The 17,841-nt window shown below is 41.6% G+C and carries 19 protein-coding genes, 1 tRNA gene and 4 pseudogenes; 8 read left to right on the top strand and 16 right to left on the bottom strand.

Going from position 1 to position 17,841, the window contains the following annotated elements; genetic code table 11:
- Positions 1–3 precede the first annotated feature (3 nt).
- The gene (locus LC586_RS13955; RefSeq protein ID WP_229485391.1) at positions 4–591 is read right to left on the bottom strand and encodes a metal-binding protein; all 588 of its coding nucleotides are present in this window, start codon (positions 589–591) and stop codon (positions 4–6) included.
- Between the two features lie 143 nt (positions 592–734).
- Here LC586_RS13955 and LC586_RS13950 point away from each other — a divergent pair.
- Positions 735–807, top strand: a tRNA-Val gene (locus LC586_RS13950).
- 225 nt (positions 808–1,032) lie between these two features.
- Here LC586_RS13950 and LC586_RS13945 read toward each other — a convergent pair.
- The 8 genes and pseudogenes from LC586_RS13945 to LC586_RS13910 all read right to left on the bottom strand — a co-directional run.
- Complete coding sequence (locus LC586_RS13945) at positions 1,033–1,785, bottom strand: alpha/beta fold hydrolase (protein ID WP_229485390.1); 753 nt, start codon at positions 1,783–1,785, stop codon at positions 1,033–1,035.
- Positions 1,786–1,889: 104 nt separating this feature from the next.
- The gene (locus LC586_RS13940; protein WP_229485389.1) at positions 1,890–2,504 is read right to left on the bottom strand and encodes a hypothetical protein; all 615 of its coding nucleotides are present in this window, start codon (positions 2,502–2,504) and stop codon (positions 1,890–1,892) included.
- Positions 2,505–2,544: 40 nt separating this feature from the next.
- Positions 2,545–2,723: pseudogene (locus tag LC586_RS42610) on the bottom strand (WD40 repeat domain-containing protein); the annotation flags it as partial.
- A 95-nt stretch (positions 2,724–2,818) separates the two neighbouring features.
- Positions 2,819–3,067, bottom strand: a complete 249-nt coding sequence (locus tag LC586_RS13930; protein WP_229485388.1) for a hypothetical protein — start codon at positions 3,065–3,067, stop codon at positions 2,819–2,821.
- 45 nt (positions 3,068–3,112) lie between these two features.
- The gene (locus LC586_RS13925; RefSeq protein WP_229485387.1) at positions 3,113–4,003 is read right to left on the bottom strand and encodes a hypothetical protein; all 891 of its coding nucleotides are present in this window, start codon (positions 4,001–4,003) and stop codon (positions 3,113–3,115) included.
- 70 nt (positions 4,004–4,073) lie between these two features.
- Complete coding sequence (locus tag LC586_RS13920) at positions 4,074–4,262, bottom strand: hypothetical protein (protein WP_229485386.1); 189 nt, start codon at positions 4,260–4,262, stop codon at positions 4,074–4,076.
- Positions 4,259–4,459: a hypothetical protein gene (locus LC586_RS13915; RefSeq protein ID WP_229485385.1), complete on the bottom strand. Its 201-nt coding sequence runs from the start codon at positions 4,457–4,459 to the stop codon at positions 4,259–4,261. The genes LC586_RS13920 and LC586_RS13915 overlap by 4 nt, the downstream gene beginning before the upstream one ends.
- Positions 4,460–4,530: 71 nt before the next feature.
- Positions 4,531–4,719 (bottom strand): annotated as a pseudogene (locus tag LC586_RS13910) (ATP-binding protein); the annotation flags it as partial.
- A 143-nt stretch (positions 4,720–4,862) separates the two neighbouring features.
- On the opposite strand from LC586_RS13910, the gene leuC reads away from it, so the two are divergent.
- Entirely contained in the window at positions 4,863–6,266 is a 1,404-nt protein-coding gene (gene leuC / locus LC586_RS13905; RefSeq protein WP_229485384.1) for a 3-isopropylmalate dehydratase large subunit, read from the top strand.
- A 64-nt stretch (positions 6,267–6,330) separates the two neighbouring features.
- Positions 6,331–6,939, top strand: coding sequence for a 3-isopropylmalate dehydratase small subunit (leuD, locus tag LC586_RS13900; RefSeq protein WP_229485383.1), 609 nt, complete (start codon positions 6,331–6,333; stop codon positions 6,937–6,939).
- A 51-nt stretch (positions 6,940–6,990) separates the two neighbouring features.
- On the opposite strand, the pseudogene LC586_RS13895 reads toward leuD, so the two are convergent.
- Positions 6,991–7,162 (bottom strand): annotated as a pseudogene (locus LC586_RS13895) (ISKra4 family transposase); the annotation flags it as partial.
- A gap of 726 nt (positions 7,163–7,888) precedes the next feature.
- On the opposite strand from LC586_RS13895, the gene LC586_RS13890 reads away from it, so the two are divergent.
- Positions 7,889–8,233 carry a DUF1815 family protein gene (locus LC586_RS13890; RefSeq protein WP_196527888.1) on the top strand — a complete coding sequence of 115 codons (345 nt, stop codon included), beginning with the start codon at positions 7,889–7,891 and terminating at the stop codon, positions 8,231–8,233.
- Positions 8,234–8,617: 384 nt separating this feature from the next.
- On the opposite strand, the pseudogene LC586_RS13885 reads toward LC586_RS13890, so the two are convergent.
- A pseudogene (locus LC586_RS13885) lies at positions 8,618–9,019 on the bottom strand (CHAT domain-containing protein); the annotation flags it as partial.
- On the bottom strand, positions 9,000–9,302 hold the full coding sequence (locus LC586_RS13880; protein ID WP_229485382.1) for a hypothetical protein: 303 nt from the start codon (positions 9,300–9,302) through the stop codon (positions 9,000–9,002). The pseudogene LC586_RS13885 and the gene LC586_RS13880, both read right to left, overlap by 20 nt.
- A gap of 116 nt (positions 9,303–9,418) precedes the next feature.
- Here LC586_RS13880 and LC586_RS13875 point away from each other — a divergent pair, with 116 nt between their 5' ends.
- Positions 9,419–9,919: an acyl-CoA thioesterase gene (locus LC586_RS13875; RefSeq protein WP_229485381.1), complete on the top strand. Its 501-nt coding sequence runs from the start codon at positions 9,419–9,421 to the stop codon at positions 9,917–9,919.
- 99 nt (positions 9,920–10,018) lie between these two features.
- Here the strand turns inward: LC586_RS13875 and LC586_RS13870 are convergent, their stop codons facing one another.
- Entirely contained in the window at positions 10,019–10,216 is a 198-nt protein-coding gene (locus LC586_RS13870; RefSeq protein WP_229485380.1) for a hypothetical protein, read from the bottom strand.
- 341 nt (positions 10,217–10,557) lie between these two features.
- Here LC586_RS13870 and LC586_RS13865 point away from each other — a divergent pair, with 341 nt between their 5' ends.
- Positions 10,558–10,971 (top strand): hypothetical protein, encoded by a 414-nt coding sequence (locus LC586_RS13865; protein ID WP_229485379.1) that lies wholly within the window; start codon positions 10,558–10,560, stop codon positions 10,969–10,971.
- A gap of 153 nt (positions 10,972–11,124) precedes the next feature.
- Here LC586_RS13865 and LC586_RS13860 read toward each other — a convergent pair whose 3' ends face one another.
- Positions 11,125–12,321 (bottom strand): 1-deoxy-D-xylulose-5-phosphate reductoisomerase, encoded by a 1,197-nt coding sequence (locus LC586_RS13860; protein WP_229485378.1) that lies wholly within the window; start codon positions 12,319–12,321, stop codon positions 11,125–11,127.
- A gap of 452 nt (positions 12,322–12,773) precedes the next feature.
- On the opposite strand from LC586_RS13860, the gene LC586_RS13855 reads away from it, so the two are divergent.
- Positions 12,774–14,081, top strand: a complete 1,308-nt coding sequence (locus tag LC586_RS13855; protein WP_229485377.1) for a mannosyltransferase family protein — start codon at positions 12,774–12,776, stop codon at positions 14,079–14,081.
- A gap of 30 nt (positions 14,082–14,111) precedes the next feature.
- Positions 14,112–16,043: a DMT family transporter gene (locus tag LC586_RS13850; RefSeq protein WP_229485376.1), complete on the top strand. Its 1,932-nt coding sequence runs from the start codon at positions 14,112–14,114 to the stop codon at positions 16,041–16,043.
- 49 nt (positions 16,044–16,092) lie between these two features.
- On the opposite strand, the gene LC586_RS13845 is transcribed toward LC586_RS13850, so the two are convergent.
- Both LC586_RS13845 and LC586_RS13840 read right to left on the bottom strand, forming a co-directional pair.
- Positions 16,093–17,634 carry an ArnT family glycosyltransferase gene (locus LC586_RS13845; RefSeq protein ID WP_229485375.1) on the bottom strand — a complete coding sequence of 514 codons (1,542 nt, stop codon included), beginning with the start codon at positions 17,632–17,634 and terminating at the stop codon, positions 16,093–16,095.
- Positions 17,635–17,651: 17 nt separating this feature from the next.
- On the bottom strand, positions 17,652–17,841 hold a 190-nt coding region (locus LC586_RS13840), incomplete at its 5' end, for a hypothetical protein (RefSeq protein WP_229485374.1).

Below are 17,841 nucleotides of genomic sequence, written 5' to 3'. Positions count from 1 at the left end.
AAATTATTTCTTCACTCTCGCCCGACGACTACCACCCCTCACTTTCCGCTTCTTAATTTTGCCACTAGGAAGCAACCCCCGAACCCCCTGCTTTTTAAAACGCTTATAAGCCGAACCCCCCCAATCGCTCAGAGAATGACTCATTGCACCGAGTTCTAAACCCAAAAAGAGGGCGATATATTCAGTATTGTATTGCACGAGCGATCGCCCCACAGTTCCACCCAAATCTTGCCAAGTAAAGCTTAGATTCCATAACCTTTCGGCGATCGCCAAAACGAAAATTGCCAAGATAGCAAGCAAACACCCCAGATAAAGTATCCGCCCAATCGTGCCAATAATCGGCCCGTGGGATAAAAAAGAACGATGCCGGAGACTTTTTTGATAAGGTAGCCAAATCCAGCGCAAGAAACCCCAGCGTTGAAATTGCACAGAGTAAATATCTAAATCCGGGCCAAACATCAGCCCGCCAAAGAGAAACCCGCCTGCAACCAACAAAGTTGCATTGCTACTGCGAGTTTGCCAGAAAGTAACGCCCGCCACGAATGGCAGAGCATACATAGTAATGCGATCGTGCGTCCGACCAGAGGGCATCCTAAATCCTGTTAGCGATAGCGGGGCGTTGAGCCAGTGCTGAGTAACTGAATACTGAGTCAGTATAAGAGAAAAAAAGATTTTCTTAAAACTACTAGCGCGATGCGAAATCTTTTGCTATATTAGTTAAGGATTGAACAAAAGGGCGGTTAGCTCAGTTGGTAGAGCGCCTGCCTTACAAGCAGGATGTCATCAGTTCGAGTCTGGTACTGCCCATTAAGTAAATAAAGGCTAGAGACAGCTTAGATGCGGTTTCTAGCCTTTTTTAAATGGATTGACAATCTCTAATTGAGCGGCTACTAATATCGGCGTTGCACATGCCAACAATTGACCCAAGCGAAAACTGCTCAAACAATTAATCATTAGTTACAGCTATTTTCAGGTAAATAGACCACGCGGTAGGGGTTTAGCAATGCGCTTTACCCTTACAACAGATGTGGTTCAAATACATGAAAACTGCTGTAATACTGAAGCAAGAAGGTCAGGACGAGACAGATGTGGGCAATGTCCAGAAGGTAGCTCAACGGCATCAACTCCTAAGCGCTTGCGTGCAGCATAGCGTGACCATGTAGGAGATATTATTCGGTCATTGGTACAAACAATATATTTACGCTCAACATGCGGCAAAGCTTTTAGAGGATTCGTTTCAAACATATATGCCATAGATTGTTGCGAACGACTTTTCGAGATTGCCCACTGTGCTACATCTGGTTGACAATCATGAAAGAAAAAATTCCTTAATACTGCTTCGTCTGAATAATCTTTCCCTACGGAAGCTGGTTCATACATATCAGGCTCATCGTGGAATTGTTCGAGTATACTTGGCTCTTTTGGTTGGTAATTAAATGATTTGAGCGTATCAGAATCAAGACGATGAGAAAATTGGTCGAGTGTACTGATTCCAGGATAGGGGAGTAGCGCAGCCACAAACACTAGTTGACGCACTTTTACCGCTTCTGCAACCAGGGGAATTATAGTACCAGCCATTGAGTGACCGACTAGGACAATATCATCATCAGTTTTTGGCAGCGCTTGAATTACTACATCTGCAAATTGGGACAAAGTAGCAGATGCACTTTCAATTGGCAAATCCACTGCTACAGTTTTGTGACCCTGTGCTTCTAAGTAGTGAATTAGCAAATCCCAACACCAAGTGGCTTGGAAGGCACCGTGAACTAAACAATATAGACTCATATCAATTGAATAGTGTTAATGGTGGACGAGTTTTCTAACTTCTCTTATTTTTCAACAAATTTTAAACCGTGACCAGGTAAGTTATATCATCACCTGCTATACATTCAAACAGCAGTTAAAACAGGCTGAAAAGGTTGCAACAAAATACCCAAAATTTTATCAACTTCTTTAATATAGTACTCAGTCGAATCTATATAAACAGTCGTCTCTTCTAAAAATAAAAACTTCCAGTTAGTTCCACTAGTAACCGAGCCATAAATTCGCCCAACTTCATTACCTTGATTTTGATTGAACAACTGCGCCGCAATCATTGCCGCTACACATTGACCCAGACCACCGATAATATCTTCTTTTTTCGCTTCAAAAATAAACATTACCGGAGCAGAAATAAATAATTGCTCTTGGGAATTGCTGATAATGTAATCGCAAAAGCCTTGCAAGTCTTGAGTTGCATCAACATTAAATTCATTTCCAGAGAACAGTGAGATTTTATTATTTAAGAAGCGTCTAACCTCTGCCAGTATTGGTGCGATTAAAAACTCTGACCTAGCTTTTTCGGTTGAAATTGCAGTTGCTAAAGGAATGTAATCTATTAAAATTGTCCTGAGAGTTTCTGATGGTGTAACAGGTTTTGTATCAGCAAATAAATTACGAGTTTCATCAAGTGTTAAGTCAAAACTCTTTTTCACCTTAGCGAGACTAAAATCGCTGTATGCCATCCTTCCACCTTGTGATTATCTATTTCGTCTATTTCATATATTAGACTTCTTGCAGAAGTGGGGAAAAGGGTAAGGTGTCACCACTGCCAGAAGCCAGTGTCTTGCCATCGGGGCTGAATCCGACGCTACTGACCCTACTGCTATGCCCAGTCAGGGTTTTGATGGCTTTGCCTGTCTGACATCCCAGAGTTTGATGGTGTTGTCACCACTGCCAGAAGCCTCAAATTGATCAAAAATTAGTACTGTGCGGAGGTTGTGCTGTTCGTTTTTGCGGAGTTGGGAGAGGAGAGAGTGGGGAGTGGGGAGAGACGCGATTAATAGCGTCTGTACAGAGTGGGGATTTTGAGGTTCTGAGGTCGAAGTTCCAAGTTCAAAAGTCGAACGTTGAGGTTTTGAGGTCGAAGTTCCGAGTTCAGAGGTCGAAGTTCCGAGTTCAGAGGTCGAAGTTCCGAGTTCAGAGGTCGAAGTTCCGAGTTCAAAGGCTGAAGTTCCGAGTTCAGAGGTCGAAGTTCCGAGTTCAAAGGCTGAAGTTCCGAGTTCAGAGGTCGAAGTTCCGAGTTCAAAGGCTGAACGTTGAGGTTCTAACTCTCCCCACTCCCCACTTTTTCCTAAAAGCCTATTTCAGCGAGGATTTTTGCCTGCCTTTTCATAGGAGGATCTGGAAAACCTCTCTCCAAACCTCTCTCCTGCAAGGAGAGAGGCTTTGAATTCTCCCCCTTCCCTAATAGGAAAGGGAGCTGGGGGGTTAGGTTTTCCACATGGCCTGAAAAGTCAGGGATTTTTGCCTGCCGTTCTAAATTATTACTTTCCTGCCAAAGCTTGTAAGCTTTATGATAATGCTCTAACGCCGAATCTTTTTGATTATTTATCTGTTTGATAAAACCTAACAAAGATTCTAAATTTGCTTGAATTTCTAAATTATAAACATCTGGCTTTTTGAGTAAATATTTTTGCGCTGCTTCTAACTTATTTTCCAGTTTAATATATTCATCTACGCTAAATTTTAAGTTATTACTAAACCATTGATTAGCGGTTTGGATGATAAAATCTACTAATTCCTGTGTTGATATGGCAAAATTTCTCGTAGTTGCCCAACTTTCCAAATCTGGCGCAAGCTGTATTAGTTGTTTGTAGATTTCATCGTCAATCCACAACACTAAGGGAAAAGCAAAATTCTTGCGAAACTCCTCCCGCACCTGATTCGCAGAAGTTAACATCACAGATAAATTCTGCACTGATTCCAAACCCACAACCATCACACAGGCTGGTATTTTTTCGCCGAATTCTTCCTGAATGGCAGTATAAAGAGTCCTGTTGGATTGCTGTACCGCCAAAACACGAATTTCAGCTTGACAAATTTCCCGCAATCTGGAGATTAAGCGATCGCGCTCTCTAGCATAATTACACCGTGCCAAAATCAGCTTAAACTGTCCCACGGAGGATTTGATCGCCAAGCTAATTGTTTCAGAGAGCGACGCCGAATAGCCCGTCGTAGACATCGCTGTTTACATGGTTATCTTCTGGTGGTTGCGAGTTTGTCATAAGCTGACGTAAATCTAGAGTGCAAAATTAAACTTCCTGGCGTTTTAACTCCTGTATCAATACTTGAGCGCGTTTGCTAGCTTCTCTTGCTTGCTGTCTAAAATACTTGGCTTGCTGACGGTCACTTAAACACACTTCAGATGCTTTTCTACTAAATTCAACAGCTTGTTTACTGAGTTCTTGAATACGAGTCTTTAACTCTTGGATTGTTTTCATATTTCCTCCTGTTCTGAAATTACAATCTCTAAATTTTCTATCTCTTCATAAAGTCTATCTGCTCTGCTAGCGAGTAAGCTAGCGTCCTCAAAATCGTTGTTTTCTACAGCTTTATCTGAGGCTGAGTACAATTCTTCTGTGATTTGGTGCAATTGTGCGTAAGCTTTTAACAAAACATTTTTGGTTTCTGGTTTCATAATCTAATTGTTTTTCGGTTCCCTGATTTCTCACTGTAGTTCTCTCGCCTCTGCCAAAACCGGATTAACATTTTATCTGCGGATAAACTGACATCACCAAGCACCGGAACCTTAAGTTTTCCCGCCGTCACCTCGGAGTTTAAGACCTTCCAAGCACCTTGCAGCAACTCATTAAACTTGTTGGGTGACTCCAAAGTAATTTTATCCAGACTTTGACTCACACGACGAGCGATCGCTAGCAGCACATCAGCAATATCGACGCGGGGGTTCCCCCCGTTGTAGCAACTGGCGCGGCACAGAGAAATAAGAGGGCAAAGGTGTAAGTAATATTAAGTGATCTGCCAAAACCGAGACTTTTTTTTGATACTATTTAAGACCGGACTCTTGAAATATTGATTGACGTATGAGCAAAGGTACCCTGTTTGATAAAGTTTGGGACTTACACACCGTTGGTACACTTCCCTCAGGACTGACGCAACTATTTATCGGGCTTCACCTAATTCATGAAGTCACCAGTCCCCAAGCCTTTGCTATGTTACGCGAGAGGGGTCTAAAAGTCCTGTTTCCACAGCGTACCGTCGCCACAGTCGATCATATTGTGCCTACAGAAAACCAGGCGCGTCCCTTTGCCGATAGCTTGGCAGAAGAAATGATTCAGGCGCTCGAAAGTAACTGTCAAGAAAATAACATAACTTTTTACAATATCGGTTCTGGTAGTCAGGGTATAGTTCATGTGATCGCTCCAGAACTTGGGCTGACTCAGCCAGGAATGACGATCGCTTGTGGAGATAGCCACACTTCCAGTCATGGGGCATTTGGTGCGATCGCATTTGGTATTGGTACTAGCCAAGTCCGGGATGTTCTTGCTTCCCAAACCCTTGCTCTCTCCAAACTGAAAGTCCGCAAAATCGCAGTTAACGGCACTCTCAACCCTGGTGTTTACGCCAAAGATGTAATTTTACATATCATCCGCTCACTTGGTGTTAAAGGTGGCGTGGGCTATGCTTACGAATTTGCAGGTACGACATTTGAACAAATGAATATGGAAGAGAGGATGACTGTCTGCAATATGGCGATCGAAGGCGGTGCTAGATGCGGCTACGTCAATCCCGATCAAGTCACCTACGATTACCTCAAAGGCAGAGATTTTGCACCCAAAAATGCAGATTGGGATAAAGCAGTGGCTTGGTGGGATTCCATCAAGAGCGATGCTAATGCCCAGTACGATGATATAGTGCTATTCAACGCTGCGGAAATCTCTCCTACTGTCACCTGGGGGATTACTCCCGGTCAAGGTATCGGTGTTAACCAGTCAGTGCCTCAACCAGAAGAGCTGCTGGAAGAAGACCGATTTATTGCTGAAGAAGCTTACCGCTACATGGATTTATATCCTGGTCAACCCATCAAGGGCACTAAAATAGATGTTTGCTTTATTGGGAGTTGCACCAACGGCAGAATTACTGATTTGCGAGAAGCGGCGAAAATAGCCAAAGGTCGCCACGTTGCAGAAGGAATCAAAGCCTTTGTTGTCCCTGGTTCTGAACGGGTGAAAGAAGAGGCGGAAGCTGAAGGACTGGATAAAATCTTTCAGGAAGCCGGATTTGAGTGGCGGGAACCAGGATGTTCTATGTGTCTAGCTATGAACCCCGATAAGCTACAAGGAAGACAAATCAGCGCTTCTTCCTCCAACCGCAACTTTAAAGGAAGACAGGGTTCCTCTTCCGGTCGGACATTATTAATGAGTCCGGCAATGGTCGCCACTGCTGCGATTAAAGGCGAAGTCTCTGATGTACGCGAGTTGCTGTAACCCCACCCCAAAAGCAAGGAGGGGAATGGAGAAATTTCAATAATTCAAGTAAGAACTTAAGTTTATGGTGAGTGAAGTTAAAACAGTTTCAGGGCGTGGCATACCCTTAGTGGGCAATGATATAGATACCGATCGCATCATTCCCGCGCGATATTTGAAAGCCGTTACCTTTGATGGGTTAGGTGAAGGTGCGTTTATCGATGACCGGACAGCACTTAAAGGTGAACATCCCTTTGACCAACCCCAGTACCAAGGGGCGAATATTTTAATAGTCAATAGAAATTTTGGCTGTGGTTCATCACGGGAACACGCACCCCAAGCGATCGCAAAATGGGGAATCCAAGCTTTAATCGGTGAAAGCTTCGCCGAAATCTTTTTTGGTAACTGTGTGGCAATGGGCATACCTTGTGTGACAGCCGATGCTGTTACTGTTAAACAACTGCAAGAGTTAGTCGCTGCCAATCCCCAAGCCGCCGTGACAGTGAATTTGGAAACCTTGCAAGTGCAAATTGGTGATTACACCGCCCCAGTTGCGATCGGTGAAGGGACAAGAAGCACATTTATTTCTGGAACTTGGGACGCTTGCGGTCAGTTGGTAGCCAATGCTGACCAAGTTCGGGTAACGGCTGCAAAATTACCCTACGTTGGTTGGGGCAATTTAGCTGCAAGTTAGGATTTTCTTATTCTCTGGTTATCAGCCAGGGAATGAGAAAATGCCAAAATGCCAAAGAAATATCTCTGCCGCTTTCAGGCGTTTGAGCGACCCACCAACCGATGTATTGATTCTCTTTGAGGTGATACCAGTCTAAAATTTCCTGCCGATGTGCGGTGCTGCCAATTTCTGCAAACAGATTCCACACTCCATCATGACCATCCCCCAAGCAAGCAAGGGGAGAAAGAGCAGAAGTAATTAGGTTAAGCGCACATGGCTGGTATGTAGAAAAAATAGCTGAAAATAATATTGCCTAAATGGCAACATTTCTCTGCTGAGTTTAGGTATTGTCAGTGTTGAGTTTATCCATTGTGGATTCTACACACTTGTCTATTAATTACGTAAAGTTTGTATAAAGAACTATAACTAACCTGCTTATAGTACTGAATATGAAATTTGTACTGTTATCTGCTCAACTTTATATATACAGGAGGAGCGAATTTGGTATACTTAATTCTTTGTCTATACCAAAATCTACGTTAGAAAGAGAACAGAGGAAACATCTAAAAAAGACACTATAACGATGTAAAACTACGTTATAGCTTCTAATAACACTCATTTAGGCTGCACGTCGCCAATAAAAGCGAAATATGTAACTTTTCTGTAGTTGACTAGTGCTAGATTTAAGTTACTCTTAAAGCGGATCGCTTCTTGTAAGAATCTACCCCGACATAAGTGTATAAAGATATAGTTAAATTTAGCAATTCTGTCCGAGATTTTTAATTTGCAAACTGAATAGTTTGATACGGCGCTCAAAAACCTGATCTACTACCCTAAACAAGGTAGTCAATTAACGACTCAATATCATCTGTCTGGTAATTGTATTGAATAGTTTACAATACCAGTGGATGAGAAAATCTAAAGAAAATATAAAAGAAACTCAAATTACTGTGGTGTCTGGAGGACAAAAGTGTTTCTGAGACTAGCACATCAACATCGACAATTCGTCCAAGACTTGGTAATGAACCTGCAAGCCTTGGCGGTTGTATTAGAGCGGCGCGGGTATCTTGCATCCTGTTACACCTGTGGCGACCAAATGAATAGTGCATCGTTTATGGTTAGCTTGGGTGATAACCACCTGATTCGGTTTTTGGTGTCCGATTACGGGATTACTTGGACGGAAATGCGGGATGACCGCGAATTAATGAAGCTAGAAGGTGCAGAGGCAATTAGCCAGTTAGATGAACTGGCTGATCTTGTCAAGCAATCTATGCAAACCGATACAGGCTCTAAAACTCTTGCCAAGAAGTATTAAGGTTCCAAAGGTCGATGGCAAATTAGAAATTGATTATTGGTAATTGGTAATGGTGGGTTAGTTAGCGATCGCTCTTACCTATTCTCCATTACCATTAAGTGATTGGCTCGTGGCTGGGCCGTCGCATATTTTTTTGTATCTGCCAAAACCTCACGAGCCGGATTCTGAGCCTTTAGCTGGAAGGTTGGTAAAACGCACAAGATAATTAGTAATTACTAATTCATAATTCATAATTAAAAGGCAGGTTTTTTTAACCTGCAACTATCAAGCAAGCAACCCCGTTTTGCTTGGATCTAAATCTACTTAATATAACGCAATTATGAATTATCAATTATGAATTATGAATTTTTAATGAATTTTCTCGCTGACACATCAGGCAAACAGTTAAAGTCCATTGCCAATCAAAATAAAGGATGCCCAGTAGTACGGGTGACTAAAATTACTAACTGCTGCAACGGGGACATTATGACTTCTTACCTTCGAGTCCCCAGTAATTAATGAGACTTGAGCTTGGCGTAAAGCTTCAGTTTTAGTCAACTTATCAGTAGAGAGGATATTATAAAAAACGCTCATAAGTGCCTGTGTACCACCATCATCTACAGACCACAATGAGGCGATCGCAGCTTTTGCGCCGGTTTGTTGCATCTGATAGCCAAAGCCCAAAATTTCCTCACCGTTACCTAACTTGCGTCCCAAGCCGGTTTCACAGGCGCTCAACACTACTAAATCCACATGGGGGAGTGACCAAGTGGCGACATTTCTAAAGTTAACGCGATCGCCATTCCCAAGAGCGCTCTCCAAGTTCTCTACTGATGGCTAATGCTTTTTGTAATGTCTGCAACGCCTCTTTTGATTGACCTTGCCGAGATTCTTTGATAGCTTCTTCGTTGAGCCTTGTAATTTCTGAGAGTTGATTATTCTTGGATAAAGCTTGAGCTTTTTCTCCAGAGTCGTACCTCAACCTTGCATTTTTGCTTACTTGGTTATTGTCTGGGTATGCCATCCCAAAACCTAGTAAACTAAGTAGAGTAAAAGTAACAACACTCACATACCGGAGATTAAGCTGCATAACAAAACACTCCCTATACTCGGAAGGTAAATATTAAATCAATAAGTCCGGCAACGCAATTAATTTTTATGCTATTCAATAATTTGGAAAATTTATAGGTACTGAGAAATTTGAAGATGTCAGAAGAAAAACCCAGCCAACCAAAACTAACACCAACCAGCGCCCTTGACAATCCATCAACTAATGAATTTGGGAATTGGTTTGAATATCCTGTCAGAGTGCAACCCCACCACACTGACTATGCCGGTCTTGTCTGGCACGGTTCCTATCTAGCTTGGATGGAAGAAGCGCGGATTGAATGCTTGCGATCTATAGGGATTGAATTTGCTGATTTAGTCGCTATAGGTTGCGATTTACCAGTAGTAGAACTGTCGGTGCGCTATCACCGTTCAATTCAATTGGGCATATCAGTGCTGGTAAAAACGCGCATGGCTGAGGTGACTGGTGTCCGAATCAATTGGGACTATGCCATTGTCTCAACTGATGGACAACAATTGTACGTCACTGCCAAGGTGACTTTAGTAGCTTTAGATCGCGAAAGAGGGAAGATTATGCGTCAGTTGCCGACGAGTGTTAAGGATGCACTGGCTAAAATTTCAGCATTAAATAAAAATTGACTAACAAAGCTTAAAAAGGCAATTTACTTCAATGTTGTAAATTTTATTTATTCATTTTTTGTAATTCACCTTCGTTCATAAAGGTGAATTTTTAATTTTTTACTTGCCGTTTTGAAACTGTGATATAGTTTGCGTAAACTGCATTATGTGATGCCAAATATCTTGTGGGGTAATGCCAAAACTAATGTTTAATAAAATCAGGATTGCGGCAATAGTTAATGCACTACTCACGGTTGCTTTTAACAACTTCCACAATATTATGAAGATAATCCAAGCTACAATCAACGTAGCAATCATAATGTAGAAATTCCTTAACAATAGCCCTTACCTGACAAGGCGTTTATTCAGAAAGGGGAAGTTTTTATCTGAAGTAAAAATTATTAGTACTAAAGCTATTAGACCTAATTTGGAATAGATACTAAAGGTAAGATTTTTTAACTGTACCAATGCCATATTACCTGAAAAGGAGGCAATGATTCAGATAAGAGGCAACTTATTTGGCAATTTGGCAGAATTCTTAAAAAGATTTTTTATTGATGTTTTTGTATAAATAATTACATTATAAAACAGTTATATTTTTGTAACGATACAGTAACGCTATTTGATTTGTGAGAATCAAAAGGCTCAGAATAGAGTGTATGGTAACCAAAATTTATACCAAAGTTGGAAAGTTATACAGCATAGTATATTTAGGGTTGATTGCCCTAGCTTGTGTAGCTAATGCAATAATTTGGATTCTAATAGCTCGAAATAATACTGCTGGTAGCGAGATATCTTTGACAGCAATATTTTTTCCAGCGATCGCTGCTTTAGTGGCGGTTGCCACAATAGTTGGAATATTTCAAGAAAAGGTGTGGGCAAAATGGATTACAATTGCGATCTATAGTTGGTATATTTTTCATATTATTCAGACAATCATCAGGGTATATTTCTCAGCACAATTTGTAACAAATTTAACATTGTTTCAAGTAATACATTTAATCGCTTTAACTCTTCCGGTTTTAGGAATTGTTTTGTTATTACAAAAGCCAAAGACAAATGTCTTTAGTTAATCAATAGCTCTCTCAGAGAAAGAGGCTAACAACGCATTGCAGAGGATGGACAAAAATGAATTTAGCTGTTAGCCTTCAGCCTAATGCTGAAGGCTAAACAAGAATTAATCAAAAGCCAGAAAATCTGCCTTTTGGGTATCTGGGTAAAGGTTTTTATCGCAGAGAAATTATCCGCGACTGAGTTTCTAACTTTTCAGTCACTGTTAAAACTTCTTGTCTTGCCCATTTATCTGCTGTCAAAATGTCATCTAAAGAGGGATTAGAACGGTTATCATTTTGATGGCGATCGCACACCCATTCGATACACCGGGGAATATCTAAAAACCGAATTTTTTCTGATAAAAATAAAGCCACAGCTTGCTCATTTGCGGCATTTAACACAGCTGGCATCGAACCACCAGCTTTACCCACAGCATAAGCTAACTGCATACAAGGATACTTTTGGTGATCTGGTTCACGGAAGGTTAAGTTTCCAGCTTTGACTAAATCTAGTCGTTCCCAGTTGGTGTAAATGCGATCGGGCCAAGATAGAGCATACAGTAAAGGTAAGCGCATATCTGGCCAACCAAGTTGGGCTAAAACTGAAGTATCTTGCAGTTCAATCAGCGAGTGAATAATGCTCTGGGGATGAATGACAATTTCGATATTGTCATAATCTAAGCCAAAGAGAAAGTGAGCCTCAATTACTTCCAGTCCTTTATTCATCAAAGTAGCAGAGTCTACAGTGATTTTACGCCCCATCGACCAATTAGGATGCTTAAGAGCGTCAGCAACGGTTACATCTGCTAACTTTTCTACATCCCAATCCCGGAAAGCCCCACCTGATGCAGTCAGCAAAATTTTCCGCAAGCCTGCCTTTGGCACACCTTGGAGGCACTGAAAGATTGCGGAATGTTCGGAATCGGCAGGGAGTAGTTTTACACCATGTTTTTCAACTAAGGGTAGAACCACAGGGGCCCCAGCAATCAGGGTTTCTTTGTTCGCTAAGGCAATATCTTTACCAGCTTCAATAGCTGCGATCGTGGGTAGCAAACCAGCACAACCAACGATCCCAGTGACAACGGTTTGAGCATCACCGTAGCGAGCGACTTCTATCACTCCCGCCTCACCAGCCAGTAGAATCGGTTGGGGATCGAGGTCAATGATAGCTTCTTTGAGCGCTGGTAATTTATCTTCTGAGCAGATGGCTGCTATTTCCGGTCGAAACTGCCGAATTTGAGCAGCCAACATCTCTACATTGTTCCCAGCTGCCAATCCCACAATCCGAAACTGATCTGGGTACTGAGTGACAATATCTAAAGTCTGAGTACCAATAGAACCAGTGGAACCAACAAGAGTAATCGCTTTCACAATTGCTTAAGGATTTACAGACAACTCCCACTATAAATTGCCGGGGACTCATTAATAACAGGAATCACTATAATCGATACACTGATGACGGGGAGGGGGAGACGCAAGGAAAGGACGCAAAGAAGGAAAATTTACCTGTGTCCTCCTCACTGCGCTAGCCCCAATCCGTTAATTTTAACTCGATAAATTGCTAGCCATAAAGTACTAAAGTTGCTCAACTTTCATATAACTAGACAAAAATTGTATTTATAAATAGTATCTTTTTAAAGATAAATTAGGAAAAAATTGTCAAAAGTAACCAAATAAGAAATAATTTTAATTAATTGATAATCTGTCCAGTTTGTTAATGATGTTGGTGGAAGATTTAATATGCAAAATATTACTCATAAATTGCTGTGTTGCAGCTATATGTAAAAAAATATATAAAGGAGTTTGTTGAAGCACTCAAGCTTATGGTTAAAGTTCAGATAGTTATAAAAAAAGTTTTATGGAAAAATGATTTCCTTTTTCCAGCAGTAATATGGCTTGCCAGTCGAATATTCATCTGCACTGCTATGTTGCTGGTTGCGCCAAAGCTACCGTTACCAGCAGAAGAATTTTTGCCCCGTTTTGGCTGGGGGGTTGTTGATGCATGGGATAGTATGCATTACCGAGCGATCGCTACTTCTGGATATGAATTTGTGAATGACGGTAAGCAACACAATCTTGCCTTCTTTCCCCTGTTTCCCTTAAGCATTTGGGTTTTGATGAAACTGGGCTTGCCGTTTGAGTTAGCCGGTACGTTAGTCAACAACTTGGCATTTTTCGCAGCCCTTTACTGTTTGTACTTTTGGATCAAAGAGAATTATGGGATCAATGCAGCGCAGTGGACGACTGCTGTAGTTTCTTTGTATCCATCTTCCATGTTTACGGGCGTGATTTACACAGAGGGGCTTTATTTGTTTTTGAGTACATCGGCTTTGCGGGCGTTTGATCAAAAGCAGTATGGCTGGACTGCGCTTTGGGGCGCGATGGCGACAGCAACACGTCCTACAGGTATGGCACTAATTCCAGCATTTGCGATCGCAGCGTGGAAAGAACGCCGACCACCCATTGCCTATATAGCTGGTTTTACTACCGCCATTGGCATACTTCTATTCAGTTTGTATTGTGCGATTTATTTTGGTAACCCTTTAGCTTTTATCGAAGCACAACGCGGATGGCGACCAACTCTGGGGTTTGATTGGCAAGGTTGGTTAAATATGCTGATGCAAATTGCAGTTGGCACAAAAAATTGGCAATATGGTTGGGTTCAAAACCCCTCTGGCGGGATTCAAGATCCCTGGTATCTGTTGTTGTTTGGCGTAATTGTTGCTAGTAGTTATCTTTTATGGCGTTTCCGTCAACGTTTTAGTTCTGTGAAATTATTCTATGGCTTTTATGCTTTAGTCTTATTGTTGTTGATTCTGGCAAGTGAAGAGTGGATCAATAACTTGCTCAACTTATTCATGGTCTTAGGTGGTGGCTATGTGTTGTGGCGCTTACACACGAAATTGACCGCAGTTACAGTTATTTATGGCTTTTGCGGTATTGGTTTGCTCCTAGCTTCTGGAGGTACTATCTCCTTGAGCCGCCTCGCCTATGGTATAGTGCCTCTGAATATAGCCATTGGTGTGCTGCTATCTCGCCATCCTCGTCAGGGATATTTAATATTGGGCGCTTTTGTGACACTACTAGCCAAAATAGCTGTAGGATTTGCCCAAGAGCGTTGGGTTGGTTAGAGGGTTTGATCTATATATTTAAATTTCCTAATGAATGTATCCAATCAAACGAAGATAGCGATCGCTTCATTATTTGTAGGTGTAGGTGCCATTTCTTTTGGCTCTATTTTTATGAAATTGAGCGAAATTGAACTCAGCCCCAGTGCCACTGTATTTAATCGCTTTTGGCTTGCTAGTGTGGTCTTCTTGGTATGGCATGGATACAAGGCAATACGGCAGCAATTCTCCTTAGAAAAACCTGTAGAACAGCAGACCTACACCAGTCAGGATCTATGCCTATTGCTAGGCGCTGGTATTCTTTGGGCTGCCACTTTAGTCTTTTTGGCTTGGTCGCTGACTCAAACTAGCGTTGCGATTTCTAGTGTGTTGCATAACCTTGCCCCTATATTTACTAGCTTAGGAGTGTGGCTGTTATTTCGTCAGGGTATGAAGCGCCAATTCCTAATTGGGATGGTCATTGCGCTTGGGGGAGCGATCGCTATTGAATTTGAGGAACTGCAAATCGCCACAGACGAAGTTCAAGGAGGCTTTGCTGCGATCGTTTCTGCGGTTTTCTTAAGTGGATACCTGCTAATTGTAGAAAAATTACGAACCAAATTTTCTCCCGCCACAATCCAGTTGTGGATCAGTGCGATCGCGGCTTTAGTCATCTTCCCCATACTTTTGTTCACTCAAGATCAGGTTTTCCCCTCTACAGTCAGTGGGTGGCTTTGGGTGATTTCCCTAGCCCTGATCTGCCAAGTTTTAGGTCATGGGCTTTTGACCTATAGCCTTGCCAAGTTTTCCTCTGTGGTTGTCTCCTTAGTGCATCTATTAGAGCCAGTATTTAGTGGCATTTTCGCTCTTGTAATATTTTCGGAAAAATTAACTTTCTCAAATTGGGTAGGTTTTGCTGTAGTTTTAATGGGTTTATACTTAGCCATATCTAGCCAAGCTGCTGTTAATTTGCCGTTTCAGGAATCAGTCAAAACTATAGTTAACACTTTCGTTAAAAGTATGACGATCAAACTGTCATTACTAAAGCAACAATTCTTTGAAACACCAGCTTTATTAGGAGCTATCTCATTATTTGTTGCCCTAATTCCCATATCTTTGGCACCATCTCTGGCAAAATTGTGCGAACAAGAAATTGGTGCAAATGCTGTAGGATTTCATCGCAGTTGGATCGCCGCAGTCGTCTTTGGGCTGTGGAATGGACTTGAGGCTTTGCGCCGCCAACAACCTGATCATCAACCTATAGAAAAGAAGCCTTTTACAAAACAGGACGTGTGGCTGTTATTGGCAATGGGAAGTGCTGCAACGACCTCCCTGTTGTTGTGGGCTTGGTCGCTGAGTCAAACTAGCGTTGCTAACGTGGCTTTACTGTCTAATTTGAATCCCTTATTCGTTGCTGCGGCTGGGTATCTGTTATTAGGTCGGCGCTTCGATAACAGATTTGTTATTGGTATGGTCATAGCCCTTTTAGGAGCGATCGCCTTTGAACTTCATAAGATGCAATTTGCAACTGACCAAATACTTGGTGATGCGCTAGCATTTCTAACCGCAATTTTTATTGCCACCTATTTGCTGCTGATAGAACAACTCCAAACCCGATTTACTACCGCAACCATAATGCTCTGGCGTTGTGGTGTGACTACAATGTTTCTGTTGCCTATTCTCCCATTCATCGAAGAGAGATTGTTTCCCTATTCTTGGATGGGGTGGTTTTTCATCATTTTTCAAGCTCTCTTCTGCCAAGTGTTGGGTCAGGGACTTTTGACTTATAGCCTCAGCAGACTCTCCTCAGGCGTCGTCGCCGTTACCCTTCTCCTCAATCCAGTCTTGGCTTCCATTTTCGCTTGGTTCATTTTTTCAGAACAAGTAGGTTTGTTTGACTGGATGACTTTCGCTGTAGTTTTAGTGGGTATCTATCTAGCCCAATCTAGTCAATCCACTGTTCAAGTAACAAATGAAGGCTTGTAGCACCATGACAAGTAGTAAACAAACATAGTTACTGGTGAATTCTGTTTTGTTAGTTTTTGCTAATAAGTGTAAATCCATTAGCTGCTCCTAGAATTTTACTACCAGTTAAATTGATTTGCTCTAAAGCCTTATTGTCTAACAGCAAATAAGATTTATTAGATAACATTTTTTGTAAAATTGGCACAGTTGCAGCAGTTACCTTGCAATCGCTATAAAAGTCTAAACTAGGACGCCCATAAGCAAAAGAAGTATAAATTTGTGTTCCTGGTGAAACATTTGCCCGGATTAATTCCGCTACTGGTTTAACTGGAAAAGCTTCATTCAATTCCCAAATCCATGATTGCGAACTCATCAACAGTGCTAAAACTAAGTACATCCCAGAAAATAACACTGGAATAAAGTTGCGATCGCGCTGTTTAACTAGCCAGGCTGCGATGCCCATACTTATTGCCAAAACAATACTCATGACTATTAAAATAGGTTCTTTTTTAATAAAAAAGTAAACACAACCTCCTAAACCAGCAATAGAAATAATAGCCAGAAATATTGTCAAAATTCGCACCTTAAAATGACCATACTGCCAAATTTCGCTAAGTTTAGCACCAATTGCCAAAGCTAAAAATGGATATACAGGCATAATATACCACGGCAGTTTAGTTCTCATTAAAGAGATAGTTACTAAGTAAACAATTGTGCCAATAATAATTAAGCTACCCCAGGTAGTATGACGTTTTTTCCAAGCTAAATAAAAGCCACCTGGAAAAAATAATAGCCAAGGAAAACTATACTTAATTAACTCAATTAAATAGTACCAGAGAGGCCCACTATGACCTTCAACAGATTGTGTAAGGCGATCAAAAGTTTGTGCTTGAAAATTAACTTGTAAGAAATTTTCGCCATAATGCTGCCATTGAGCAGCAAACCAAGCGATCGCAGGCGCATTTCCTAAAAACATTCCCACTAATAAATAGGGGCTTTTTAACAAAGCAAACTGCCGATCTGCAATTAGGAATAAACAAGCGATCGCCCCTAGCGGCAAAACTATCATCCCTTTAGTTAAAGCGATCAACCCTAGACAAAATCCCACACCTAGAGCATACTGACGATTCTGACGTGCTTTTAGCAAACAAAACAACAAAAGCAAGAAAAAGGTAATAGTTGTACCATCTAGCATTGCTAGCCTTCCGTGACGCACCACAGGCAACATCGTTAAGTAAACTAAAGCGGCAAACAAAGCTGATAAACTTTCTTTAAAAAGCAAACATCCCACCAAGTAAAGTAAAGGTACTCCCAAAGCAGTTAACACTGCACTCGGTAGACGTGTTGTCCACTCATTCACGCCTCCGATAGAGTAAGTCCAAGCAATTAGTAAGTGCATCAGTGGTGGCTTATTATGATAAGGTTCACCTCCCAAGGTGGGGAAAAGCCAATGCATTGAACCAAGTGGGGCACGCCAAATTTCACGGGCAACCTGTGCCACAGTACCTTCATCCCAATCTCGTAAAGGGGAGTTTCCTAAAAATATCAGCCATAGAACTAGAGATATTACCAGTAAACTAAATAACCATTCTTTTTCTCGAAATAGACGCATATTTGAAATTGGGATAATCATCTCAAAGACTGTAAGGCGGTATTGTACCCCAGATTTCGTAACGAGAGTTTGGTTAGTTTTTTAACTCTTTGAGCAGAAGTCCCACATCTCACTCTTAGGAGTGTGGGATGAATGCGAGTGAGTTGACGACAGTTCTCCGACCAATGCCGTAGGCAAGAGAGGAGAACATGGAGGAAACGAGCAAAC

It is taken from the genome of Nostoc favosum CHAB5714 (assembly GCF_020829495.1).
In the GTDB taxonomy this organism is placed as follows: domain Bacteria; phylum Cyanobacteriota; class Cyanobacteriia; order Cyanobacteriales; family Nostocaceae; genus Nostoc; species Nostoc favosum.
Note: the sequence above shows the minus strand (reverse complement) of the source record. Positions and strands in the feature narration are given on the sequence as shown.